The organism is Paenibacillus chungangensis, from assembly GCF_042675905.1.
Taxonomy (GTDB): domain Bacteria; phylum Bacillota; class Bacilli; order Paenibacillales; family Paenibacillaceae; genus Pristimantibacillus; species Pristimantibacillus chungangensis.
On sequence record NZ_JBHTJZ010000022.1, the window covers coordinates 102,859 to 126,675 of the forward strand.

At 51.0% G+C, this 23,817-nt stretch carries 25 protein-coding genes; 9 read left to right on the plus strand and 16 right to left on the minus strand.

Annotated elements, in window-relative coordinates; translation table 11 throughout:
* Positions 1-7 precede the first annotated feature (7 nt).
* Entirely contained in the window at positions 8-1,336 is a 1,329-nt protein-coding gene (locus ACFQ2I_RS14495; protein WP_377565187.1) for a GH39 family glycosyl hydrolase, read from the minus strand.
* Between the two features lie 265 nt (positions 1,337-1,601).
* Between ACFQ2I_RS14495 and tatC the strand changes: the two genes are divergently transcribed.
* Together tatC and tatA are read left to right on the plus strand one after the other, a co-directional pair.
* Positions 1,602-2,339, plus strand: coding sequence for a twin-arginine translocase subunit TatC (tatC, locus tag ACFQ2I_RS14500; RefSeq protein WP_377565220.1), 738 nt, complete (start codon positions 1,602-1,604; stop codon positions 2,337-2,339).
* Between the two features lie 22 nt (positions 2,340-2,361).
* Positions 2,362-2,568 (plus strand): twin-arginine translocase TatA/TatE family subunit, encoded by a 207-nt coding sequence (tatA, locus tag ACFQ2I_RS14505; protein WP_377565188.1) that lies wholly within the window; start codon positions 2,362-2,364, stop codon positions 2,566-2,568.
* 149 nt (positions 2,569-2,717) lie between these two features.
* On the opposite strand, the gene ACFQ2I_RS14510 is transcribed toward tatA, so the two are convergent.
* On the minus strand, positions 2,718-4,433 hold the full coding sequence (locus ACFQ2I_RS14510; RefSeq protein ID WP_377565189.1) for a GMC family oxidoreductase: 1,716 nt from the start codon (positions 4,431-4,433) through the stop codon (positions 2,718-2,720).
* A gap of 16 nt (positions 4,434-4,449) precedes the next feature.
* A complete protein-coding gene (locus tag ACFQ2I_RS14515; protein ID WP_377565221.1) occupies positions 4,450-5,187 on the minus strand; it encodes a gluconate 2-dehydrogenase subunit 3 family protein in 738 nt (245 codons plus the stop codon).
* Positions 5,188-5,418: 231 nt separating this feature from the next.
* Here ACFQ2I_RS14515 and ACFQ2I_RS14520 point away from each other — a divergent pair, with 231 nt between their 5' ends.
* Positions 5,419-6,102, plus strand: coding sequence for a hypothetical protein (locus ACFQ2I_RS14520; RefSeq protein WP_377565190.1), 684 nt, complete (start codon positions 5,419-5,421; stop codon positions 6,100-6,102).
* A gap of 41 nt (positions 6,103-6,143) precedes the next feature.
* On the plus strand, positions 6,144-6,380 hold the full coding sequence (locus ACFQ2I_RS14525; protein WP_377565191.1) for a hypothetical protein: 237 nt from the start codon (positions 6,144-6,146) through the stop codon (positions 6,378-6,380).
* Positions 6,381-7,174: 794 nt separating this feature from the next.
* Here the strand turns inward: ACFQ2I_RS14525 and ACFQ2I_RS14530 are convergent.
* The 7 genes from ACFQ2I_RS14530 to ACFQ2I_RS14560 form a co-directional block, all read right to left on the minus strand.
* A complete protein-coding gene (locus ACFQ2I_RS14530; RefSeq protein ID WP_377565193.1) occupies positions 7,175-7,972 on the minus strand; it encodes a sugar phosphate isomerase/epimerase family protein in 798 nt (265 codons plus the stop codon).
* 22 nt (positions 7,973-7,994) lie between these two features.
* Positions 7,995-8,891: a phytanoyl-CoA dioxygenase family protein gene (locus tag ACFQ2I_RS14535; protein ID WP_377565194.1), complete on the minus strand. Its 897-nt coding sequence runs from the start codon at positions 8,889-8,891 to the stop codon at positions 7,995-7,997.
* A gap of 142 nt (positions 8,892-9,033) precedes the next feature.
* Complete coding sequence (locus tag ACFQ2I_RS14540; protein WP_377565196.1) at positions 9,034-11,481, minus strand: glycoside hydrolase family 38 N-terminal domain-containing protein; 2,448 nt, start codon at positions 11,479-11,481, stop codon at positions 9,034-9,036.
* Positions 11,482-11,784: 303 nt separating this feature from the next.
* The gene (locus ACFQ2I_RS14545; protein ID WP_377565197.1) at positions 11,785-12,567 is read right to left on the minus strand and encodes an AraC family transcriptional regulator; all 783 of its coding nucleotides are present in this window, start codon (positions 12,565-12,567) and stop codon (positions 11,785-11,787) included.
* A gap of 84 nt (positions 12,568-12,651) precedes the next feature.
* Positions 12,652-12,780, minus strand: coding sequence for a hypothetical protein (locus ACFQ2I_RS14550; protein ID WP_377565199.1), 129 nt, complete (start codon positions 12,778-12,780; stop codon positions 12,652-12,654).
* A gap of 176 nt (positions 12,781-12,956) precedes the next feature.
* Positions 12,957-13,151 carry a hypothetical protein gene (locus tag ACFQ2I_RS14555; protein ID WP_377565200.1) on the minus strand — a complete coding sequence of 65 codons (195 nt, stop codon included), beginning with the start codon at positions 13,149-13,151 and terminating at the stop codon, positions 12,957-12,959.
* 246 nt (positions 13,152-13,397) lie between these two features.
* Entirely contained in the window at positions 13,398-14,924 is a 1,527-nt protein-coding gene (locus ACFQ2I_RS14560; protein ID WP_377565201.1) for a glycoside hydrolase family 31 protein, read from the minus strand.
* A 113-nt stretch (positions 14,925-15,037) separates the two neighbouring features.
* Between ACFQ2I_RS14560 and ACFQ2I_RS14565 the strand changes: the two genes are divergently transcribed.
* From ACFQ2I_RS14565 to ACFQ2I_RS14585, 5 genes are all read left to right on the plus strand, one after another.
* A complete protein-coding gene (locus ACFQ2I_RS14565) occupies positions 15,038-15,907 on the plus strand; it encodes an AraC family transcriptional regulator (RefSeq protein WP_377565203.1) in 870 nt (289 codons plus the stop codon).
* An 84-nt stretch (positions 15,908-15,991) separates the two neighbouring features.
* Positions 15,992-16,243: an RNA polymerase sigma factor gene (locus ACFQ2I_RS14570; protein ID WP_377565204.1), complete on the plus strand. Its 252-nt coding sequence runs from the start codon at positions 15,992-15,994 to the stop codon at positions 16,241-16,243.
* Positions 16,230-16,679 carry a hypothetical protein gene (locus ACFQ2I_RS14575; protein WP_377565205.1) on the plus strand — a complete coding sequence of 150 codons (450 nt, stop codon included), beginning with the start codon at positions 16,230-16,232 and terminating at the stop codon, positions 16,677-16,679. The genes ACFQ2I_RS14570 and ACFQ2I_RS14575 overlap by 14 nt, the downstream gene beginning before the upstream one ends.
* A gap of 294 nt (positions 16,680-16,973) precedes the next feature.
* On the plus strand, positions 16,974-17,882 hold the full coding sequence (locus tag ACFQ2I_RS14580; protein WP_377565207.1) for an AraC family transcriptional regulator: 909 nt from the start codon (positions 16,974-16,976) through the stop codon (positions 17,880-17,882).
* Between the two features lie 135 nt (positions 17,883-18,017).
* A complete protein-coding gene (locus tag ACFQ2I_RS14585; RefSeq protein ID WP_377565208.1) occupies positions 18,018-18,974 on the plus strand; it encodes a phytanoyl-CoA dioxygenase family protein in 957 nt (318 codons plus the stop codon).
* Between the two features lie 129 nt (positions 18,975-19,103).
* Here the strand turns inward: ACFQ2I_RS14585 and ACFQ2I_RS14590 are convergent, their stop codons facing one another.
* The 6 genes from ACFQ2I_RS14590 to ACFQ2I_RS14615 all read right to left on the minus strand — a co-directional run bounded on the left by ACFQ2I_RS14590 (position 19,104) and on the right by ACFQ2I_RS14615 (position 23,667).
* Complete coding sequence (locus ACFQ2I_RS14590; RefSeq protein WP_377565209.1) at positions 19,104-20,402, minus strand: ABC transporter permease; 1,299 nt, start codon at positions 20,400-20,402, stop codon at positions 19,104-19,106.
* Complete coding sequence (locus ACFQ2I_RS14595) at positions 20,395-21,297, minus strand: ABC transporter ATP-binding protein (protein ID WP_377565210.1); 903 nt, start codon at positions 21,295-21,297, stop codon at positions 20,395-20,397. The genes ACFQ2I_RS14590 and ACFQ2I_RS14595 overlap by 8 nt, the downstream gene beginning before the upstream one ends.
* Complete coding sequence (locus tag ACFQ2I_RS14600; protein WP_377565211.1) at positions 21,294-22,229, minus strand: ABC transporter ATP-binding protein; 936 nt, start codon at positions 22,227-22,229, stop codon at positions 21,294-21,296. The genes ACFQ2I_RS14595 and ACFQ2I_RS14600 overlap by 4 nt, the downstream gene beginning before the upstream one ends.
* Complete coding sequence (locus ACFQ2I_RS14605; protein ID WP_377565212.1) at positions 22,226-22,630, minus strand: GntR family transcriptional regulator; 405 nt, start codon at positions 22,628-22,630, stop codon at positions 22,226-22,228. Before ACFQ2I_RS14605 ends, ACFQ2I_RS14600 begins: the two co-directional genes overlap by 4 nt.
* A 25-nt stretch (positions 22,631-22,655) precedes the next feature.
* A complete protein-coding gene (locus tag ACFQ2I_RS14610) occupies positions 22,656-23,384 on the minus strand; it encodes a hypothetical protein (RefSeq protein WP_377565213.1) in 729 nt (242 codons plus the stop codon).
* Positions 23,385-23,502: 118 nt separating this feature from the next.
* Positions 23,503-23,667, minus strand: a complete 165-nt coding sequence (locus ACFQ2I_RS14615; protein WP_377565214.1) for a hypothetical protein — start codon at positions 23,665-23,667, stop codon at positions 23,503-23,505.
* Positions 23,668-23,817: the final 150 nt, after the last annotated feature.

Genomic DNA, 23,817 nt, shown 5'->3' on the forward strand with positions numbered 1-23,817 from the left:
TGGCCGTTTATTTATCCATGTTAAACGTCAATAAGACAACGGTATGTTTGGGGATGAGCAATGACATCGGGTTATGCTCCCTTACCGCCCAGCTTTCACACTGAAGATTTCGATCCTTGTCCAATATGTAGAGCTCACTCTTTAGAGATGGCTCCAAATCCAGCAACTCCAGCTCGTATAAGCGCGTCTCGCCATCGAAGTTACTGATCAGAATGGCTGCTTCGCCTTCTTCATTTCTGGCCGCGCAGCAATAAATGCCTTGCGCTTGTTCGGATTTCGCCACCTCAACCTTAATCGGGAATTGACATATTCGATTAAAAGCTTCAAAAGCATAGTACGTTTTTTGAGGCACCCCATAATAATCGAAAAGTCCGCAAAATAAAGCATGGGGCTGTCCATCATAGTAATTCGCCTGATCAACCGGGCATTCCTGCAGTAAAGTCAATACAGCCGCGGCGAAAGAAGCTCCTTCGACTCCTTTGCTTCTTTCAAACATATCTTTCCGCATATATTCACTGCCCTGTTCATAAATAATCTCCCATAGTCTGCCGTCAAAGAAATTCCATTCGTCGAAAACACTTTCTGTTTCGGTGAAACCGTGCAGATCCAGCTGATGGCGAACATAGAATGCCAGCTCCCGAATCTCTTCCGGGTTAATCGCATACAAATGCCAGGAACAAAAATCGAGAGGCAGCTTCTCGTCTTGACACATTTTAAGAAAACCCTGCATCAGCTCCGCTCTTGGTACTGCTGCTGCCGGTCCGCCCACTTTTAATGAAGGATCGAGCTTCTTGATGGCCAGAGCTGTCTTTCGATATAAATCAAAGTACTGTTCATCTGTTCCCGACCACATTTTATCGCCACCTACATCGGGTTCGTTCCAAATTTCCCAGTATTCAATTCCAAATTCATAGCCGTTCGCCCACCCCTGATTGTAGTGACGGATAATGCCTACGCAAATCTGCGCCCATTTATCAAAATCAGCTGGAGGGTGCACGTAATATTTCTGAGGGGTATGCTCAATGCTTTCGCCTAGACGAAATAATATCTTTGCTCCTGTATCGACGATTCGTTGAATGTAAGCGTCGGAGCGAGAAAAATCATAACTTGTCGGATCCTCGGGATCCCTCATAAAATCCGGGAATATCGTATGAATATCGATTTCCCATGCATGCGGCCAATTGGGATCGTGAAGTCTGACAAGAGGAATCTGCGCCTTCTTATAATAGTGCGACACGTCCACCAGAACGCCGTATCCCTCCGGGCCGTTATTGACGCCATGCAATCGTTTGATGCTGCCTTTGTTGCTGTTCATATGAACGATAATGTCTGCCATCTTACCTATCTCCTTTTCTTTTCATTTTGGACAACCTTCTTTAAATTGTAACATTGCGATTTTCGGGTCTAGTATGAGAAATTTTTAATGGAATGTACTAATTTTTTGCTCGAACCATTGAAAATCATGCAGTACACTCCCCCTCCAGTGGCAGACAAGAGTTTCTTACAAGCTCTTGCTGGCTGTCGCATAACTGTCCAAGAGCCGGGCAATCTATAGGAAAGGAATCTCATCCTTTACAACTATTTGATGGATGCATGAGGTGATGCAAGTGGATATGCAGGAGGATCTGATTACTCACTTGGCGGAGCTAAGAAGACGGCTGCTCGCGATCGCAGCAGCCTTCGTTACCGCGATGTGCGGAGGCTTGTACTTCTCTCCCCGCATACTGCGGTATATTCAATCGGGACCGACGGCTGAAGCGGTGCAGTGGAACGTGTTCTCGTTCACTGACGGATTGTTCATTTACATGCGATGCGCCTTCTTGTTCGCTCTGCTGTTCACGCTTCCCGTGCTGATCTACCATCTGTGGGCGTTCGCGAGGCCGGGCCTGACGGAGAAGGAAGCCAAGGGCACGCTTGCCTATGTGCCGATCTCGTTCCTCTTGTTCCTTGCGGGTGCAGCATTCAGCTACTTCGTCGTCTTTCCGATGATGCTCACGTTCATGATGGAGATGAACCGGACAGTAGGAGCTGTCGAGACATACGGTATTGACAAATATTTCAGCTTCCTGTTCAGCATCATGTTCCCGCTCGGCCTTGCCTTCGAGATGCCGCTGGTCATCCTCTTCTTGACTCGGCTGGGACTGCTGACGCCGGAGAAGCTGAAGGGGACGCGCAAGTACGCCTACTTCGGGCTGACGATAGTGGGGGCCTGCATCTCACCGCCCGACTTCGTCTCCCATCTGTCCGTTACGGTGCCACTCGTCATTCTGTTCGAAGCGAGCATCCTGCTCTCAAGGCGCTTCACGAAGCGCACCGCCGCTATAAGCGGCACAACCTGACTACACAATTGGAGATGATTGTATGTTCAACAATATCGGCGTATCGGGGTTAATCGTTATCTTGCTTATTGCGTTAATTGTCTTCGGACCGGCCAAGCTGCCTATGCTGGGACGGGCGTTCGGCGATACGCTTCGTGAATTCCGCACCTCCACACGCGGCATTGTAGAGGAAGAAGCCGACAGCCAGGCGACAATCGACCAGAAGGATGAAGTACACAAGCTACTGTAACACAGCTATGCGCTTTCTCTCCCGCAGATAGATGCAAAACGGTGAACAACATGAAGAACAAGCCTCCGGCACGAAGCCGGAGGCTTGTTCTTTGCCCGGACAACTTTCGGGCGTCTTCTTCATGCTTGCTTATTGCAAGTCTTGTCATGCTAGACGAGCATTCCGCCCTTCTCCCTGTACTTCAGAATGCCTTCGGCGGCCCGGTAAGCCAGAGCGCCCACCGTATCCGTCGGATTGTAGCCGCCATTTTGCGGGAACGAGCTGGCACCGATGACGAATACATTATCCGCATCCCACATCTGACTGTAATTGTTGACGGCGGAGTTAGACGGATCGCCCCCCATTATGACGCCGCCGGTATTGTGGGTGGACTGATAGGACATAATCTCGTACGGCCCCAGTTCCTTCAAGAAATCCACCTTACTGGCTCCCATCTCCTTGACGATCTCCGAACAGCGCTCCGAGAGGTACTTCGCCAGCTCGCGGTCCTGCTCCTCGAAGTCGAAGGTTATGCGCATAAGCGGATCGCCGTAAGCGTCCTTGTACGTCGGGTCCAGATCGAGGAAGTGATGCTTGTAGGCCATAGATGCGCCTTGCGTCCCGACAGCCAGCGTCCGATTGGCGTAGTGAATCGACTGCGCCTTGAAATCTTTCCCCCAGCCCGCCGTTCCAGACGGCACTCTGTTGCTCTGGATCGGCCTTGCCCCCGTCTGCGACAGTGAGACGACCCCTCCATGTATAAAGTTAAGTGAGGAATGGTCGAAGTTATCGCCGTTGTAGTCATCAATAGAAGCGCCGAGCGAGCCCGCCCCCGCGTACGTATTGAATTGCTTGTCGTCGAAAAAGCCGACCGCTGCCCCTTTAATGACTTGGTACGCATAGTTTTTGCCGACGACACCCGATCCTGATGCGGGATCGTAAGGCTTGCCCAGCTGCGACATGAGAAGCAGCCGCACATTATTGAAGACATAGCTTGTGACGACGACGATGTCCGCAGGCTGCACGATCTCTTCCCCAGTCGTCACATCGACATACATGACTCCCGTCGCCTTTCCGCCTTTGTGAAGAATGCGTCGCACGTCGGAGTGGGTCCGGATCTGGAATTTCCCCGTCCCGTTCGCTACAGGAATGACGGTAACGACCGGGTCGGCCTTGGCTCCGTATTCGCAGCCGAACCGCTCGCAATAACCGCAATATTGACAGCCCGCCCTCTCTATACCATCAGGATTCGTGTAAGCTTCGGGCAGATTGGCGGACGGCATCATGTAAGGGTTCAGCTTCATCCGCTTCGTCGCGTCCATGAACAGCTTGATGCCTTCCGTCTGCTTCATCGGGGATAGCGGGTAAGGGCCGGAGCGCTTCCCACCCAGCGGATTTTCTTCCCCTGCTATGCCCGCCATTTTTTCGAACTGATCGTAATAGGGCTCCAGCTCATCGTACGTAATTCCCCAATCCTGGATGGTCATCTCCGGAGGAATTTTGCCTTTGCCGTATTTTTCGATCGTTTTGCTTCTTATCTCGAAGTCGTAAGGCAGGAACCGGTATGTTTGTCCGTTCCAGTGCACGCCTGCCCCGCCAAGCCCGTCGCCGATCAGGAAGGAGCCATATTGCCGCATAGGCAGCGCTCGTACCCCTTCATTGCTGCGGAAGGTAATCGTCTCTTTGGACAGATCCTGCATCATTTCATACCGGAGCGCGTACCTCAGTTCGTCGTGCACCATGAAGTAATCTTCCGTTTTCCTCTCCTTGCCGCGCTCCAGGCCAACGACACTTAATCCTTTCTTGGTCAGCTCGGAAGCGATGATTCCTCCGGCCCAACCTACTCCGACAATAACGACATCCGTTTTAGGTAATGTTTTGGCCATAATTTCCTCCTGCCGGCTAATGGGTAGCCATATGATCCTGCAAGCTGCTCGGCTCGATGTTCGTGAAGCCTTTCTCTATCGTACTTAAGTAGCTCATCTGATTGCCGGGATACCCCCGCATTCTCCAGCCGTCCATATTGCGGTTGCCGCCATAGAGGGGATCGCTGTATACGCCCTCCAGCGTGCTGCTGCGCAGCATGTTGAAGAAGCTGCTCTCCGATATAGTGGAGAGGTTAACTTCATTCGTTTCGAATGCTTTCAGAATTTCATCCTGCTGCTCGCCTGACAAGTCGGCGAACTTCTTCTCATGTCTCGACAAGCTGTAGTTCTCGAGTTCTCTTAATCCGATATCGAATATTTCCCGGCGCTTCAGCCGCCCCTGATAGCCCTGCACCTTCTCCCCCTTGAAGAAAGGCGGAGTCATATAATCGCGGCCGTTGAACCCCCATTCCCCCGCAAGCTGATGGTCTATGAAAAAGGCAGCGCCCATCGTCTTCGCTCCCGGCCCATTCTCATCCTCGGGGAAAATGCGTTCCGTCGCACTCTCCACGATGCGGAATTGGTCCTGTGTCAAATACATTAACGCTTGATTATAGTTTTTGGCTGTCGGCTGCTGCTTCGACTCCTCCCCTTCCGCCGGGGCAGGCTCCGCCGCTTTATTGCAGCCGACCAACGCTGCTAGTGTGCCGCTCACCATCAATCCGCCTAGCGCATACCCCGTGTTGACTAGGAATTTGCGCCTGCCGCTGTTCATAGCCTCCGGTTCCGGGACACTTGCCTGCTCTCCTTCAACGCCAGGCTGGGTGGACGGATCGGCTTCCTCGTTCTTTCCTTGCTCTACATGCTGTACCACTATCCAACACCTCCTTCAATCTTTGCACAGACTTGTCCCGATTATTATTTTCCATCTGACCATGAATATTCATTTCATGGAAAAGCCTATCCTAAGACAAGCCTGAAGAAATTGAAGGGGGATAACACGACTATGCGAGTATGGAGAAAAGAATGGATAATTGGAGCGGCCATCGGATTGCTGATTGTGTCCGGATGTACGAACGATACGGCGAATCAGGCCGATATGGAGGCTAAGGCAATTCACCGTCAGCATATGGAGATGCTTCACGACCCGTCCGTCATCCCGAGCGAGAACGGTCCCAAAGTGCATACCACCAATAAAGACGGCAAAACGACGAACGGGATGGGCACAACCGTATACAGCATGATCGGAAGCTCCGGATTGCATGCGAACGGCTTCTCCGCTCATCTGGAGTCGCGGCTGAGCGGCGAGGGTATTCCGGGCGTCCGCGTATTCGTATTCGACGATACGGTAGTACTTGCTGCAGAGAAGAGAGAAGCTTCCGCCTCCCAATACGATGACGTCCAGAAAAAACTGCTGAACGGAGAAGAAGGATTGTCGGGCAGCGGCTACCAGCCGATGGGATCACCCGAGGGCATTCTGGGGACGGACAGCTCCAGCCATGACAACCTTACTTTGGCTGCGAGGCATATTCAGCGTTTCATTGGAGGCGAAGTGAAGATTTTGACAGCGGAAGGCGCCAAGGCGGTGGAACTGATCGAGCGAATTCGCAGCGAGGCCACTTCCGAGTCTATGTCGCCGGCGGCAATCGCTGATGATATGCGAGCGCTCCTAGAGATCGCGAAGCCTTAGATGGCGAAGCCTTAGATGGCGAAGCTTTAGATGGCGAAGCCTTGGATGGCGAAGCCTTGGATGGCGAAGCCTTAGATGGCGAAGCTTTAGATGGCGAAGCCTTGGATGGCGAAGCCTTGGATGGCGAAGCCTTGGATGGCGAAGCCTTGGATGGCGAAGCCTTGGATGGCGAAGCCTTGGATGGCGAAGCCTTGGATGGCGAAGCCTTGGATGGCGAAGCCTTGGATGGCGAAGCCTTGGATGGCGAAGCCTTGGATGGCGAAGAGGCCAGTGCGTGAAACGCACTGGCCTCTTCTTTCCGCTCAATCCCAGACCCTACGTGACCATTTTGAGCGATAGCTCACACTTTCCCATCATTTCCGAGGGCTATGTGAGCATTTTGAGCGATAGAAGGTTACTTTTTAGGCAGACATGGCACTGCTAGCGGTCTACGTGACCATTTTGAGCGATAGCACACACTTTCCCATCATTTCCGATGGCTATGTGAGCATTTTGAGCGATAGAAGGTTACTTTTTAGGCAGACATGGCACTGCTAGCGGTCTACGTGACCATTTTGAGCGATAGCACACACTTTCCCATCATTTCCGAGGGCTATGTGAGCATTTTGAGCGATAGATGGTCACTTTTTAGGCAGACATGGCACTGCTAGCGGCCTACGTGACCATTTTGAGCGATAGCGCACACTTTCCCATCATTTCCGAGGGCTATGTGAACATTATGAGCGATAGAAGGTTACTTTTTAGGCAGACATGGCACTGCTAGCGGTCTATGTGACCATTTTGAGCGATAGCACACACTTTCCCATCATTTCCGAGGGCTATGTGAGCATTTTGAGCGATAGATGGTCACTTTATAGGCGGACGTGGCACTATTAGCGGCCTACGTGACCATTTTGAGCGATAGCTCACACTTTCCCATCATTTCCGAGGGCTATGTGAGCATTTTGAGCGATAGACAGCTATTTCCTCCGGCACGAGCCGGTTGGTTCGATAGGATAGCTACTTCCTCCGGCACGAGCCGGTTGGTTCGATAAGATAGCCACTTGCTCCGGCACAATCAGATAGATACTGCTTAATAACGGATTTTCTCATCAAGATAACGAGTCATCCACAGGCATACTTCCCATAGATCGGCAACCGGCTGATTCGTATACGGCAGCGTATGCAGATAGCCGGGAGGACCGAATTCCGGCGTAATCGTGATGAGCTCGCGGCCTTCGGCCTTGCGGAGGTCGACGATCTTCTGCCACCATCCGGCATGCGTCTCCAGCTCAAGCGCATATTCCGGAGCACCGGGATGCGGTACCTGCGGTCCCTGAGCATACCCGACGCGAGCATGAATATGGATGACTCGCTCGAACGCGCGGCGAAGATTGTCCTCCTGATTACCCAGCAGCGACTCACATACGCAGCACCAGTGACTGAAATCGGCCGTCAGCTTCAGCTCCGGCAGCTCGTCCAGCAGACTGGCAGTTCCCCAAGGTGTGAACATGGCCCGGCCCCGATGCGTCTCGTGACCGACGGCTATGCCGGCTTGGCGTTCCACTTCAAGCGCTCTGGCGAAGAAGGCCACCTGCTCCTTGAACGGCATGCAGTCCTGCGCGCTATGTGAATTAATCAACAGCGGATTGAAGCCTATTGCCCGCTCCACCTGCTGCTCGAAGGAAGCCGCATGATCCTCTCCCCCCGTGAATACCATGGCAATATAGTCTAGTCCGTAGCGGCTCAGCAACTCGCGGAACTGCCCCTCTTCTTCCGCGGTAGGCATAGGAGCTTCGATGCCGGCATACCCGGCTTCGGAGATTCGTTGCAGTTGTTCCTCCAGCGAGCCTTCCATTCCCCAAAGCGCTTTAATCATTTTTCTTTCCATTCCATTTCCTCCTTGACGGGAGCTATACTCCCCATTCTTTCCGTGCATCGGCTACGGATTTCGAAGGGGTCTGGCCCCAGGCGTAATGCCCCTTCGGCTTGTGCCCGATCCATCTCTCGTCCACCGGCTCGGAAGCCAGCTGATAGCGGGTATCTGCGCTGATCCGGTAGCGATTGGTGTTATTGTTAAGCGATGTGTGCATCATGTACATACCGAAGATGATCGCGTCCCCCGCCTGGAATTCCGTCGTCGCCCATTGACCGCCGAACGTATCGACAATTTCGATGGGATCTTCGGAGAACCAGCCCGTGGCCACATTGTCGCGATCCACGTCCATCTCGCCGTACGTTTGTTTAATGCGTTCAAAATGCTGCGAGCCCAGGCACATCGCCAGCGTTCCCATCTCCAGAGAAGTGTCTCCGAACGGTGTCCACATCGTGTACACCCGCTTCGTCCCTCTCCCCATATAGACGACATCGTAGTGCGCGCCGGTATTGCCCCCGTAAGGAATTGCCCGAGGCCACTTGTAGTCATAAGTCATGGATTCTCCCCCCAGCAATCGGTCGAAGAACTCCATGACGGAAGGATGATTGACCGTATCCAGGAAATGCGGGAAATCAACTTGCAATTTCTCACCGCTGCCTCCCCACATCGCCCCTTTATTTTCCTTGGCGATTACACCTTCTTCCAGTGAATAATCCGGGTCAAGCCTTCCCATCGATTGCAGCTTCTGCAGAAACTCCATTCTCGCGGACATAATCCGTTCCCGATCGTGGAAGCCGCGGATCAGCAGATATCCCTCTTCCACCAGACGCGCTCTCAGCGACTCCGTATCATCAAATATATCGTTGCTGTCCCTTAATTCCGTCAGATACTTGCCGCCAATCTCCAATTCACGTTGCCCAATCGTTACTTTCATGCCAATTCCCCTCTCCTGCTCGCTGCGTAGCGATGCCTTATGCTTGGTTCCCTATCAGCATAGCAGGATGGCCGGTAGCAAGTCGTTAGTCATATCCATCCATTATTTACGCAAAACCTGAAGCTCTTGCCGGCAATTACCCTTATTTACTTGTTCTCCAAGCCAGTATTCCTGTGTTCAGGCTCGTGCATGCTGTCAAAGCGGCTTGTGACGTATGAAGCTCCTCGCCCCATGTAACATAGTAACGGAATTCATAAAATCCTCCCAATGTCGCCTTGAAGTTCGTCTCCCAATAATTGTTCATCGGCCATGCATAAAGGTGAGCCGGATCATGAGCCACCCCCGGGTGACCGCTCAGAAGGCGATCTTCGTAGTCTAATGAACCCATTTGAATCAACGGTGCGTCAGGCATTGCAATCGCAACCCCTTGCGCTTCATTGACATACGCTACGCCCTCATCCACGCAGTAAAAATCGGCAAGGCAGCCTGGGAGTTGATCGATTCGCGGACGCACTGCCGCACCTGTTTTTTCAATCCATAACTCATGCTGCCGTGAAGCTGGAGCACTTCCGAAAGGAAGAGAAATGTACAGATTCTCGGGGTCCCATACACTTTCCTTATGCATGCGTACAGCAACATCAACACGGGCACGGTCACTATATACAGTAACGAGTAACGAATAATGACTACAGCCGTCTACTCTATAGGTTAACCGAACAGTACCGTAGAGTGCTCCCTTCTCCACTATATCAACGTTCACAAGTGTGCCTACAGAAGTAATCGCATCGGGGCCTCTGCGATTGCGTCCCATCTTGCGGCGTACATCGTACATGCCGAACTCATCAGGTGCCCGCGTTACATTGTAGACAGGCGTAAATGCATGATGAAGACGGTCTGCTCGAAGCAGATCCTGGTTCGTGGATTTGTCCATCCATTTCGTAAGGCCGGCGCCCATCTCCCATTCCAGCCGAACAAAAGGAGATTCTATAAACTTCGGCGTAATGTGAAGCTTGGGTGTAACGGGTGGCATAATATCCATCATACGATCCGATCCTACATAATCTGTTCGGAACGCCGTTACAGGCTTGCGGTTCGCCAAGGGCTTGATTGTCAACTGCACTCGTTGCTTAGGCTGTAGAGTTACCGGGACCGTAATGATAACGCCGCGGTGCCCTGTAACCATTTGAGCCTCGTAGTTGCTGCCTGACGCCTCATCAACTACTTCAAATCCATTCTTTAATTCCGATATATGCCAGCCTTCCATAATGAGCTTGGCATAATCGGATTGCGCAAATGCATTGGGATTGTAAAGCTCAAATTTCATTGGACGATCCGGACCCAGCAGTGCATCGCCGCGCGCCTCAAGTATGTCATATAAAGCGGTATGAGCTAGCGAGCTTGCATTGGCCGCATAAGCTTCTTTCCTGCAACCAAGCTCCTGAACGAATGGATTCCATGGTTCTGTGACAGACGAATGATAACCCCAGGTATGCTCAGCGAATAAAGCAAGCTCGTATTCGATGGCTGCGAGACGTTCTTTGGAGACAATCTCACACGCGGGATCTACTTGCTTCACCTTCTTATAGACACGTTGTGCTTCACGGAAGATCTGTACATGCATTGGAGTCGACGCCGAGCCATCCGTCCACCAATCTGGCCAATCCCCACTATAGGTCTCGATTTCTGCAGGATGCTCTGCTGCATAAGCTCTTACATCTGTAAAGAAATCGTCCAATGTCGCCGGTTGAATATAGATGCGGTCGCCATGCTTCTCATTCCATGGATTCACAAAATCCATTAATGAAGCATTGGGCGAACCGTTGTCGGTTGGGAGTCCCGATACCATCACCGGTACAAAGGGGAACGTAAAGCCATCAGCGACCAATTGCTCCAAATAACGCTCAATTCGCGCTTCAGCCACTTCAAAGGATACCCCGCTGTGTATGTCATGATCGTCTCGAATCGTATAAGATCCGCCAAGGCCAGGGATCAATCCCAGATCATTGCCGAACATGTAATGTTCACCACTCCAAGTGAGAATACGTTCTCCATTCGGGGTCTCCCACCAGAATGGCGTTTGCTTCTTCCACAACGGGAACATGGAGTGATGGGTATGAATGCATGTCATTACATTCTCGACGCCTGCATCCGCCAGAACTTGACTGTATCCCCATCCGAAGCCTGTAATGTCTGCCGTCATCGCGGAACGCACAGGGAATCCAATGGATTGTCCGTAATCTGTAATCCGCTTAATCATAACCGAGATCATCTCTTGATTCAATTGCTCGCCAAAGTTGAGGTACGTGCCGGAGAGACCGATGTACCCTTTATTCACAGCTTGAGCGAATTCTTCTCTTTCTTCGGCGGTGGATTTCAACAGGAACGACTCCACAGGCCAATACGTTTCACATACCCACTTATATCCCTTCCAGTCAGGTCTAGCGCCGCTCTCAATATGTCGCACAATTTGTAGAGCCTGCCGGATGTAATTAACATGATATTGGCGAATTTTTTCTTGTCGTTCGGTATAGCCCACATCGGTATGGGAGTGTTGAATCACATACATTTTCCAAGGTTTGTTTTGATGCATCGTCAAGAGCTCCTTTCGAGGTTACTATCAATCATCCTATTGAGCATGCGAAACCATTACAGACGTGAATCTATTCATGAATATCGCTTTCAGTGTAAAGCAATTCATTTCAAATAACTTTTCGATTTATATCCAATAGAAACAGAAACATAATAAATAAAAAACCGACCCAACCATTTCAAGTAATGGATGGGCCGGTGTGTATTTTAAAGTTGTCAATCAAGCTTCGAACAAGCTCACATTAGATTCAGGACATCTGTCCCACTCACATTTCCCAAATATCCACTATCGGCTGATGAACAATCAATCATGGTACAGTCTTTGGCGCGCTCTCCATTCCGACGGCGGGCAGCCCTCCATCTTCTTGAACCAGAGAGAAAAGGAGTGCAGCTTGTTGAAGCCGATCATGTCGGCAATCGCTTGCATGCTCTTCTCCGAAGAGCTGAGCAGCCACTTCGCTTCCGCAAGTCTGCACATCTGCTGGTATTGCTTGGGAGTAACGCCGTACACCTTGTAGAATTGCTTGCGGAACCCATCCTCCGACAGTCCCGCCTCTTCGGCGAGCGCAGAGATCGGAATCGATTGCTGCAGATGTTCCCGGATGTAGTCGCCGGTATGCGCGATGGACAAGGCCTGCTGGTCGGAATGGCTATGCTCGTTCAGGAAGAGCAGCATGACTTCGATCCAGGCCATGTAATTCCGCTCGGGCTCCTTCAACGGGGAGGAATGGATGCGAAGCCACTGCCGGAACAACCTCTCATAATGATCCTGATCCAGCCTTGACAGCGTAATGACACGAGGCATTCCGTCGACTATGAGTCTGTCGAACAATTCCCGTATACAGGGAGACAGTCCATCAATGAGCAGCACCCCGAATCGAACGGCCGATACCGCATGGAAGGAATGGGGGTAATGAGGAGGGATGAGAACAATCTGGCCGGCCTCCACCACTCGCTCCTGCTCTTCTCCGCGGAATCGACAGCTTCCCTCCAGAACGAGAGTGATCTCCAAATGTGGATGGGAGTAAATGCGTTCATCCTCCCAATTCCTGTCATGAGCTCCTATGAAGCTATTAATACCGAGCAAGATGCCACTCGACCTCCCTTGACTACGACTAGCTGCGCCACGACCGACATATGATGACATTCACTATACAATGGTTTGAACCCGCTAGCAACCGTGACCGCGAGAAATCTGGCAGCGAGCTTGCAGCAGCGACCCGATAACGGGAATGAGCGTTAATAGGACAAGTCCGATCATCAGTGACGCGACGAATGGCATGGGCGAGCGTTCAGTCATGTGGCTTATTCCATCTACAGAAGGCGCAGACAGACTAGACATAGCAGAGGCTATAATGATGCTTGATCAGCATCGGGTGAATGTATTGTGGTACTTACCCTGGGGAAGGGGAGGGATTGCAGAAGAACTGTTTCATCGTGGTTTCGTGAATGGAATGGGGATTGTCGTTCTGGGTCTCATTGATTCTTCCTGTTATTTCGAGCAATTCTTAAATAGACTACAATAGCCGCTATGATCATCGCCATGAAACCGAGATTTTCTGCATGTTCAGGCTTCATTCCCATGACCATGCTTAGATTTGTAACCATACTCTTCACTAACAACGCCACCGCAATCAGCAGCAACGGTCGAACAAAATTATATTTCCTCATTGCTCACAACTCCCCTGTCCTTTTTGACATTCATTATACAAAGGTTGGAGACTTCTAGCAACCGGGATCTTCGCTGAAGGAGCCGTTCAATTGCAGAACATCCGATCGATAAGTCGTGAGGGATTCGAAACTTCTTGTTCTTCATCGCATCCATTCCCCCCGAAGGCGAGCCGATCACACACTATATATGTACAGACTGCCCTCCGCCTGTAAAGGTAGTCGGGCAGTCCTTTCCATCCTCCGCTTCTATTGCTTCCGATACCAGGGCAGCCTGCCAAGCGGGACGTCAATGCGATGCTTCGCCGGTCCATGGACTATACTGCCGTCGTCCCCAAGCCAGTCGCCTGCAGGGAACAGTACTTCTCGCGCTCTCGCCCCCTTGACAATGACCGGCGCAACCAGAAGCGAGTCGCCCAGCATGAATTGGTCCAGGACGGACTCCATGCCCGCTTCGGGGAATTCATAAGCCATATGACGAAGAATCGGCTCACCCGTAACGGCTGCTTGGCGGGCAAGCTCCAGAATTTCATCGCCGAACCGGACATGCAGCTGTGCCGCCTCCACGCAATAACGAAGGTGCTCCTCGTCGAGCAATCGCCACGGCGCCGCCGAGAACTGCATCATCGGGAACAGGGCGGAGCATTGGGCGTAACGGACGAACAACTCCTGATCCAAGCGCTCCTCGGAGAAATTCTCGTATTGTCCTCCCCCGATCATATCAGGACAGGTAAAGGCATAGCCGAGAAGCCCTTGCGCCAAGCCGTCCGGCATTAATGAATCCAGCCCGTTGCCCGTCCACTCATGGTTTTTATCCATTAGCCGCTGAACGAGAGGCTGTCCGGCAAGCTTCCAGCAGGCACGGTATTCATTAAGCCGGTATGTCAACCCGACCTTGGCCCATGCCTCGCAATGGCCATTCCGCGTAGTTCCGGGCACATAGCTGAGATCGTCTGCCTCATAGTATTGCGGATCGCCGGCATCCAGCTTGAACCCGTCAATCCCGTATTCGCGCTGCAGCGCGTCCATCTGATCGCGCATCCACGTTACAGCTTCAGGATTCGTGCAATCAAGCACCGCGCTGTAGCCATTCCACCATCTCCGGATCGCCGTCTTGCCGCTGCTGTCCTTCAACAGTATGCCTCGCTTCTCGATCTGACGGAAGGTGAGGGAATCCGGCGAGACGAAGGGACATAGCCACAGCATCACCTTGAAGCCCATGGCATGCAGCTCCTGCACCATGGCCTTGGGGTCCGGGAACCGGCCGGAATGGAATGTCCACTTGCCATAGGGCTCATGCCAATTATCATCGATCATAATTACGCCAGGAGGCATTCCCTGCGCGATCGCATCCTTGGCATATTGCAGCACCTTGTCCTGGGTAGGCTCATACAGCAGCTCGATCCATAGATTGTATTGGGGCGCAGTGAACAGCAGTTCTTCCGGAACGGTTGCCGAAGGCGGGAAGAAGGTCCGGGACACATAGTTGTACGCCCCCTGTAAATTCTCATGACCTTCTCCCGACTCCAGCCCTCCGGCATCGCTGCTCACCAGCAAGCCGTTGCGATCGAATTGGAAAGCGAATGGCTCCTCGCTCCACACATATCTGCCTTTGCTCGATAGAAGCAACGGGCAGGCTTGATTTCCGTCGAAGCTACTCGCGAGATCCGCTTTGAACAATGACTTGCCGTAAGGCATGCTTCTTCCGTCTGCCACCTTCCCGCCCCACCAATGCTCGTCAGGCAGAAGTTCGAGTTCAAGCTTTTCGTTTGCCATTCATTATCACTCCTTCTCTATTATTAGCTTATCCTCTGAATTGTACGAAGACAATCTAATAGTTGTGCCGTATACTATAACAAAATTGACTTTTCATATTGGAGGAGATACCTTTGCTTAAACCTTCATCCTTTGGATTTCGCACCAACGATCGCTCCATATTGACACTGGATTCAATCGGCTGGCAATTGATTAACAGCCCGGAATACGTCTTCGACGGCACCGCGCGACCGGATACGGGACATGTGATTTTCCAATATACACTCAGTGGCCTGGGCTACATCGAAGTAGAGGGGCAACGCTTCACGCTTCCCGCGGGTACGGGCTTTATGGTCAAGGTGCCCAGCAGGCACAACTATTACTACGTTGCACAGGAGGAGCCCTGGGAAGTGATATGGCTGAATATACGCGGGGAGGAAGCGAACCGGATATGGGATCTCATTGTTGACCGGGAAGGACCCGTCATTCGCAGAGAGGCCGACTCTCCTGTCATAGCAGAGTTCTGGACCATGCTGAGCGGCATCGCCGAAGGAACGCTCACCGACAAGTACCAGTTGTCCGTACGGGTATATGAATGGATGCTATCGTTGCTCAGAACAAGCAGAGAGCCTGGCACAGAACTTAGCGCAAGCACAAGCACGATCGTCGACAAAGCCAAGCGGTATATGAAGGAGCATTACGCACAGCCTGTCACGCTGGAGACGATTGCTGGACATTGCGAGATCAATAAGCATTACCTGTGCAGACTGTTCCAGAAGGCGGAGCGCACTTCTCCGCTGGCTTACTTGCGGGATCGCAGAGTAGAAGCCGCCGTCGGGTTGCTTAGAACGACCGAATGGCCCGTACAGGAAATCTGCAAGCGCTGCGGCTTCGACAGCCCCAGCTACTTCGGCAAGGTGTTCCGCGAGTATATGGCCATGACACCGCTGGAATATCGGCAGAAGAAGCTTGAGTTCCCCTATGACGCGATTTATTATGAGTAGCTTGAAGAACGAGGAGTTGAGGTGAAACTATTCTAATCCCGGCTACGAATATATAAGCGGACAGGCAAAAAGGAGGCGATGCGGTTGGACGAATTGCGCCTGATCAAAAAAGTTCGGCGAAACGGCGACCTCGCCGCCGCGGACGAACTGGTGCGCTATTACTACGACGAGATTCACGGCTTTGTGAAAAAGCAAGTCTCGGATGCCGGTACCGCCCTTGATCTGACACAGGATATCTTTATCTCCATGCTCAGAACCATTCACCATTTCGACGTGAAGCGGAGCAGTGGCTTCCGAGCCTGGCTGTACAAAATAGCGATCAATGGTATGGGATGATCACGTATCAAGCCTGTATAATCGAGCGATAGACGAAATCGTAAAGCCTTACATCACTTGGCATAGCTTCAGCGTCTCAGGACTATTATGGGCGGGAATAGGCGTATCGGCCGGAGTTGTACTGTGCTTCACTCTGTTGGGATATGCGGTGGGGACGTTTGTCCGGAGCGGATACGGAGCCATGATGACTGCCGTCTCAATAATGGGAGTTCTGTATATCGCGGAAGGGCTTTTCCCATACGGTTCGAGCTTCAGAAGTGCACTTAATCTTACCCCCGTAGGCTTGTGGCTGAACGTTGGCGACTGGTTCACTGACGGATACGCGGACATTCTGTGGGCCAACTTTGAAGTGAGCGGCGTCGCTGTTTCGCTTGCGATACTGACCGCTCTGAGCGCTTTGGCCACGAAGATGTTTATGCGTAGGAATTTGGTTTGAATGACCTTCCTTAACGGGGCATACGTTATTCAAGTCTTATTGATAACTATCGTGTATCTTCGTCTTCGTACTGATTGTCGCTCCGCTCCGAGATCGCGGATTCAGAGGCTAACTCCTTGTGCGCTATTGGATCCAAATGAGGTGTTTCTACCAAAGGATGTCCCGCATAACTACTATAATGTGATCCAAATCCTTTTGTGTCATTTTGCTGCATACGGGCGTTTTCTCTTTATCGATTTGGAGATCTGATATAATGACTTTAGAATGGACTGCAATAAAGGAGGTCATAGAATAATGATAGGAATCGACTGGAAGGACCTTAACCCTGATGTCCATCTCGCCAATTATTTCCCTTGCTCGCCTAACTATCAATTCGGTCCCAGAATCATTCAAGACCACCAGTTTATCTATGTCATTAAAGGGAGCGGAACGGCAAACATTCAGGGTCGTGAGTATCAACTAGAAGGCGGCCATTTGTTATATTATGGTCCGAACGTCGTTCATACGTTTAAAGCTTCCTGTCATGATCCGTTTGAGCTCTATGGACTTCATTTTTGCTTGTCTTCACATTTGATGAATCAGAATCCATCCAGAGCAGGTACGGCCCGTATCCAACAGATCGACCCATCCAACCAAAACCAAGTTATACTCCGAAGCGATAACCGTTGTGTGCTATATACGGAATCGCAATCCACCCACAGCATCCCTGAATTCACCATAACGGAGAAAGAAAGTACCCATCCTTTTTTTCATAATATAACGGGACAATACAATAAAGGGGGATACCTGTCCTCGATCATCTGCCGTACGATGCTAACGGACCTGATCATTCGCCTTGTTGCCCCTGATGAGCATCCAGATTCCTATCTCCCCTTGCCCTCAACCATAGAGGATAAAGTGAAGATGCTGCTTAACAGCCATGCAAGACAAGGCTATGACCGTCGCTGGCTGCAGGAATGGACTTCCTATCATGAAGATTACGTCTCGCGACTATTTGCCAATCGATTCGGCTTGTCGCCGAAAGCTTATTTCCTTGCTTGCAAGCTCGAATTAGCCTCACAAATGCTTGCCATGACCGACTTCCCCATTTCACAAATTGCAAGCACTTTGCATTTCGGCTCTGTTCATTATTTTTCGAGAATATACAAAGAAAAAACAGGCTGCTCGCCTAGAGAATATAGAAAATCAAAGCGCGACATATAACTGAAGCACCTCTGCAGAACGCTTCCCTAATGGGATGTCGGTAAAGTGCAACTTTTGTACAGCTGGCACTAAATACTTCACAACTATCCTTTCTTATAATAGTACTACCATGAAGTGTAAAGGAAGGTGTTGCTTATGAAGAACCTCAATATGTTTGATGCAGACAAGAAGAAAATATCCAAAAAGTTTGAAGATTCCACTAGCTTGCTGAAGCGCCCAGAAGAACTAAGAGCTCGAGCAGAAAAGAAGGGATATTTATTTTTCAAGCATTTTTTTGAACCAGAGAAGATGCTTAAGCTTCGCCGCGAGATGCTGCAAATCGTGGATAAATTCGGTTATTTGTCGCCGAATGCAAACTTAATAGAAGGTATAGCTGACATCAATCGGATAAATAGGGTCCCTATTCAGCAAATCAACGAGAACGGAAACGGCGTACCTTTATCCCTCTACAAAGAGGTACAGAAACTGCAATCTTTCCATACTATTACACATGATCCAAAACTAAAGGACCTCTTCCGAATCCTATTTGAAGATGAGCCCTTCCCGCATCCTCGAAACATTGCTAGAATTATGTTACCTCATAAGGATGCCAAACCGACCCCCTCTCACCAGGATTTCCTCCATATTCAAGGAACTGAGCACACTTGGACCTGTTGGGCTCCTCTCGGAGACGTTCCCATGTCTCTGGGAGGGCTGACAGTCTTGGAAGGGAGTCATAAAGCAGGATTGCTAGACGTGACAACCGGGCATGAAGGCGCGGGAGGACTGGAAACTATTCTGTGCAATCTTGGGTATGAGTGGGCAGGCACGGATTATGAAATTGGAGATTTGCTCACATTTCCTAGCTTGACCGTTCACAAATCCATTCCGAATAAACAGAGAGATCGAATACGACTTTCTATTGACGTCAGGCTGCAGCCCATTAGCCAGCCTATCGAGGCAAGATCGCTCCTCCCTCATGGACCGTTCACCTGGGAAGAGCTATACGAAGGGTGGGAACGCGAGGAACTCCAATATTATTGGAGTAATATAAGCTTTGACTACATGCCATGGAATGAGAAAATTCGGTGGCAGAAGGAGAAGCTTTGTTGAAGTATGAACCAGAGAGCCAACGTTGTGGCTCCCTGGTTTTTGCTTTAAATAAATATTCAATGAACGCCCAAGCAAAAAGCTGTCTCCTCGTTTTTGGATAATCCTGCATGCTGATGGCAGCTATGTTCATTAAATCTTGTAAGCCTTCATCGCCTTGCGGATTTCCTTCCAGCTCGGACGCTTGCCGTACATCAGTACGCCGGTGCGGTAAATCTTGGCCGAGATGTACACCGCTACATAGATGCCCGCAAGTAGCAGACCGAGCGACAGCAGCACTTCCCATACCGGCGGATCAGTCAAGCCAAGCCGTAGCACCATGACGAACGGCGAGAACAGCGGGATGAACGACGTCACCTTCACCAGCAGGCTGTCAGGCGTGCTGATACTGAAGATCGCAATATAGAAGCCTGCCAGCGAGATGATCGTCATCGGCATGATCGCCTGGCCGAGATCCTCCGTGCGGCTGACGATGGAGCCGATCGCCGCATACAGCGTAGCGAACAGGAAGAAGCCAGTCAGGAAGTAGATGAGCGAGTAGATCAGCAACGCCGGATCGACACTGGACAGATCAATGTTCAGGTCGCTCATCAATTCCTTGTTGTGCGGCAAGTTGATGTTGATGAATATCGTCGTGACGTAAGCGATGATCTGGATCATGACCACAACGAACATACCAGAGATCTTGCCGAACATGCTCTTCAGCGGCGATACGCTCGTAATGAGAATTTCCATGACACGCGAGCTCTTCTCCGCCGTAATCTCGGAGGCAATCATCTGCCCAGAGATCATGACCGCCATGAACAGGGAGATGATAATAATATTGACGAGTATCATGGATACGCCTTGCTCATCGGAGGACTTGCCCTCGCCCACCGTGCCTGCACCTTCCGTTGCTGAGATCTGGACAACATCAATCTTAATCGGCGCATTCAGCTGCGCCATCTGCTCATCAGTTAGCCCCGCGTCCTTCAATACGACAGCTTGGCGAATGATCTGCAGCGCTCTCTGCAAGGAAGAAGTCATCTGATATTCCATCAGCTTCTCCGACTTATAGGTCATTCCCGGGAAGCCGTTCTCCGTCTTCTCGCCGAACTCCAGATAACCGCTGATTAACCCCTCGCCTATTGCTCCCTTAAGTTGCTTCTCGTTGGCGACTGTGTCGCCTTTATCCTGGAACGGCATCATCACAATGCCGGAATTCTCGATTCCTTCGAAGTAGGCTTTCAAGTGATCGCCCGTCAGGTCTGCCCCTTGAATATAGCCGATTTGCGATATTTTCTCCTCATCGCCCTTGAACACTTTAATGAGATAAGGCACATTGCAGCCAATGGTCAACAGAAGGGCGAATACGAGCGTAGAGATAATAAAGGCTTTACTTTTCACTTTATTACGAACTGTAAATCCGACAACTGTCCTGAAGCTATTCATTCCGCTCACCTACCGTTTTTATAAAGATTTCATTCAAAGTCGGTTCCATAATTTCAAAACGCGTAACGGTCGATTGCTCCATCGCCATCTGCAAGATGCTATTGCCCGCCTCTTCGCGGGAAATGCCAATCTCATAGCCGTAGGCATGTTGCTTCACACCGATGACGCCGTCCAGTCCCTCCAGACCTTTCACTTCTCCAGTGGTGCTTAGAATGACGCGCTCCTTCGGGAACTTTCCTTTAATCTCCTTCAGGTTGCCCTTCAATACGGCGTTGCCGCGATGAAGAATGCTAATGTTGCGGCACAACTCCTCGACGTGTTCCATCCGGTGGGTGGAGAACAGGAAGCTTGTTCCGTCGTCTCTCAGCTCCTTCACCGTCGACTTCAGCAGCTCCACATTCACAGGATCGAGGCCGCTGAACGCTTCGTCGAGTATGACGATTTTCGGCTTGTGCATGATCGAGGCGATGAACTGAATTTTTTGCTGATTGCCCTTGGATAGTTCCTCTACCTTTTTGTTGTAATTTTCAGGCACTTCGAAGCGTTCCAGCCACATTTTCAGATTACGGTCCGCATCTCCCTTCGACATGCCTCGCAGCTGCGCCAGATAGATGAGCTGGTCATTGACCCGCACCTTCGGATACAGACCTCTCTCTTCCGGCAAGTAGCCCAGCATGCTCAGGAGCTCACTCCCATATGGCTTGCCATGATACTTAATGCTGCCGCCGTCTGGATAGATCAGACCAAGCACCATCCGCATCGTCGTCGTCTTGCCCGCGCCGTTGGCGCCGAGCAGACCGTAGATTTCCCCTTCGCTCACCTCGAAGCTGATGCCGTTAACAGCTTTCTTATCTCCGTATTGCTTCTCCACATTTTCCACAACTAATGGCTTCATTTCCCATGTCCCCTCGCTTCATATGCTCGAATTCCGAATCCGCTCTGTTCCATCAGCACAGCCAATATATCATCCAGCTCCATGGACCCTCTGCTTACGATCGCCACATCTTCCTGCCTGCACCACTGCTCCGCTTCCATCGCTCGATCGGTCGTCACCCGATAGGTGGTACCCCCGGCGTGTTCTATCGCACATTGGCCTGGCATATTCTCCAGCGACTTATGGGAAGCCCTCTCGCAGCTGACATACAAGTTCATCCAACTGCTGAACAGCTCATCCTTCTCGTATACGCCAAGCACCTGACCTTGCACGATGAATACAATGTAATCGGCAAGCCTTCGCACTTCTTCGACGATATGCGTCGCCATCAGAATCGTTCGGTCTCCCTGATCCATATAACGGTGCAGCACCTCGATCATCGACTTCCATGCCAGCGGATCAAGGCCCGAGGACGGCTCATCCAGCAGCAGCAGCTCCGGATGGTGCGCCATCGCCAGCGTGAACTCGAACTTGCGACGCATTCCTTTGGACATTTTGCTGAGCGGCTGATGATCGTGAATTTTGAACACTTGCAGCAATTCCTGATATAGATTCACATCCCAGTTACGATACCAGAAGCTGTGGAACTCCGCCTTCGAATTTCCGCGTATGCTATCATCGTGGGAGGAGGAGTCTTCTGACAAATAACCGATCCGCTGCTTCATATACTCGTCGGGGTACTTGCCTACCTTCTCGCCAAGCATCGTCAAGCTGCCGGAATCCGGCTGTGTCAGGTTAAGCGCGAGTCGGAACAATGAGCTCTTGCCGCTGCCATTGGGTCCTACGATCGCTGTAATGTATCCCTTCGGAATGTCCAGCGAGAGCGGCCCCAGCCGGAATGTTGTTCTTCGATGCTCGATGCCCTCGAATCGCAGTGCGAGTTCTTCGTTCATGTGGATTCGTCTCCTCTATCGTAGTGTTGGTGTAATGCGTCTCGAATTAGCTCCTCCAGCTCTTCTCTTGTGCATTGCACGCGGATTGCCGCTTGCAGCGCGAGCTCCAATGCTTCTACAACCGAGGATAGACGTTGGCGATTGCGATCACCTTCCCCGACATGTGTGACGAAGGTGCCTGTCCCTTGTCTTGTACGAAGCAGCCCTTCCGCTTCCAGATCGCGGTATACCCGCTTGACGGTAATGACGCTGCACTTCACCATCCCAGCCAGCTCGCGAATGGAGGGAAGCATCGTGCCTTCCTCTAACTGGCCGCTTACGATTAACGCTCTAAGCTGGACTTCAATCTGATGATAGAGCGGCTCTGCGCTATGTTCATTGATAACGATGGGCAGCCGCATAAGTTTCACCCGCTTTCCTGTGTCGTTAGCTATAGAAATTTCGCTTCTCCAGCTTGCCTTCGATAAGACGAATGCCTGTAAATACAGCAAGCGCAGCAAGCAGCAAGCTTATAATCGTCACATACCACCCCTTGCCTTCGACAATTAGCTCATAGCTCTTCAACACTAAGCTATTGCCGGTTACGAACGATGCCAGCAAGATGAGGAATAGAATGAGAAACATAATGACAAACATCAATACGAAGTAAGCTTTCGATGAGAATCCCAGCTCCAGATAGACATAAAACATGCTGAAAATAACGGACACGCATGTTAGAACGACCGCGTGCATAAGAAAGTGCAGAACGTCAACAGAGCTGTTCAACGATTTCAACCCCACGTAATACAGGACAAAGAACACGATATATCCCGCCATACCGTTCAGCAGTAGCATCAGCACTCGCCCTCGCACGATCGTGGCGATCGATATAGGGAGCGTTCGCCAATAAGCCAGTCTTCTAGTGTAGATGTCTCCACTCCATGTTCTCGTATAATATTGAGTAGCGCTGAAGCCGAACACCGGCAAGATTGTCACCGTAATGAAGTCGATCGCCCAATACTCAACTCCGTTTGCTTCCCCTTTCAACGCGCTGCTGAACCATGGAATCATGAACATTAGCATATACCCGATTATTACAAAGATAATAAGGTGCTTCCATCTCGCCCGCACCAATTCATGCTTGGCCAAATACCATGCGCCTCTCCAAACATTCATCTCCACTTCCTCCTTATCTGCATGCCTGTATATACTGTTTATATCTATATACACAGTATATACACAACAACTAAAGAAGTCAACAGTTCTTTTCAATGGGAAACACGCCTGCAGCTCATCATCCGCCCACTTCCCTACTTCCAACCGAGGTTACATCGCCTGCAGCCCACCATCCGCCCACTTTCCTACCTCCAACCAAGCTTACATCGCCTGCAGCCCACCATCCGCTCACTTTCCTACCTCCAACCGAGGTTACATCGCCTGCAGCCCACCATCCGCTCACTTTCCTACCTCCAACCGAGGTTACATCGCCTGCAGCTCAAAAATTAATCGGGTAGGAGGCTACCCATTATTTGAGTAGCCGACCTCCCACACCACCGTACGTACCGTTCGGTATACGGCGGTTCCTAAGTTTACGTCAATACAGTCTTAT

Bases quoted from the DNA above. Each gene is read 5' to 3' on its own strand.
- ACFQ2I_RS14495 (WP_377565187.1), bottom strand. From the start codon at position 1,336: ATGGCAGACATTATCGTTCATATGAACAGCAACAAAGGCAGCATCAAA.
- tatC (WP_377565220.1), top strand. From the start codon at position 1,602: ATGCAAGTGGATATGCAGGAGGATCTGATTACTCACTTGGCGGAGCTA.
- tatA (WP_377565188.1), top strand. From the start codon at position 2,362: ATGTTCAACAATATCGGCGTATCGGGGTTAATCGTTATCTTGCTTATT.
- ACFQ2I_RS14510 (WP_377565189.1), bottom strand. From the start codon at position 4,433: ATGGCCAAAACATTACCTAAAACGGATGTCGTTATTGTCGGAGTAGGT.
- ACFQ2I_RS14515 (WP_377565221.1), bottom strand. From the start codon at position 5,187: ATGAACAGCGGCAGGCGCAAATTCCTAGTCAACACGGGGTATGCGCTA.
- ACFQ2I_RS14520 (WP_377565190.1), top strand. From the start codon at position 5,419: ATGCGAGTATGGAGAAAAGAATGGATAATTGGAGCGGCCATCGGATTG.
- ACFQ2I_RS14530 (WP_377565193.1), bottom strand. From the start codon at position 7,972: ATGGAAAGAAAAATGATTAAAGCGCTTTGGGGAATGGAAGGCTCGCTG.
- ACFQ2I_RS14535 (WP_377565194.1), bottom strand. From the start codon at position 8,891: ATGAAAGTAACGATTGGGCAACGTGAATTGGAGATTGGCGGCAAGTAT.
- ACFQ2I_RS14540 (WP_377565196.1), bottom strand. From the start codon at position 11,481: ATGCATCAAAACAAACCTTGGAAAATGTATGTGATTCAACACTCCCAT.
- ACFQ2I_RS14550 (WP_377565199.1), bottom strand. From the start codon at position 12,780: ATGACTGAACGCTCGCCCATGCCATTCGTCGCGTCACTGATGATCGGA.
- ACFQ2I_RS14555 (WP_377565200.1), bottom strand. From the start codon at position 13,151: ATGAGGAAATATAATTTTGTTCGACCGTTGCTGCTGATTGCGGTGGCG.
- ACFQ2I_RS14560 (WP_377565201.1), bottom strand. From the start codon at position 14,924: ATGGCAAACGAAAAGCTTGAACTCGAACTTCTGCCTGACGAGCATTGG.
- ACFQ2I_RS14575 (WP_377565205.1), top strand. From the start codon at position 16,230: ATGGTATGGGATGATCACGTATCAAGCCTGTATAATCGAGCGATAGAC.
- ACFQ2I_RS14580 (WP_377565207.1), top strand. From the start codon at position 16,974: ATGATAGGAATCGACTGGAAGGACCTTAACCCTGATGTCCATCTCGCC.
- ACFQ2I_RS14585 (WP_377565208.1), top strand. From the start codon at position 18,018: ATGAAGAACCTCAATATGTTTGATGCAGACAAGAAGAAAATATCCAAA.
- ACFQ2I_RS14590 (WP_377565209.1), bottom strand. From the start codon at position 20,402: ATGAATAGCTTCAGGACAGTTGTCGGATTTACAGTTCGTAATAAAGTG.
- ACFQ2I_RS14595 (WP_377565210.1), bottom strand. From the start codon at position 21,297: ATGAAGCCATTAGTTGTGGAAAATGTGGAGAAGCAATACGGAGATAAG.
- ACFQ2I_RS14600 (WP_377565211.1), bottom strand. From the start codon at position 22,229: ATGAACGAAGAACTCGCACTGCGATTCGAGGGCATCGAGCATCGAAGA.
- ACFQ2I_RS14605 (WP_377565212.1), bottom strand. From the start codon at position 22,630: ATGCGGCTGCCCATCGTTATCAATGAACATAGCGCAGAGCCGCTCTAT.
- ACFQ2I_RS14610 (WP_377565213.1), bottom strand. From the start codon at position 23,384: ATGAATGTTTGGAGAGGCGCATGGTATTTGGCCAAGCATGAATTGGTG.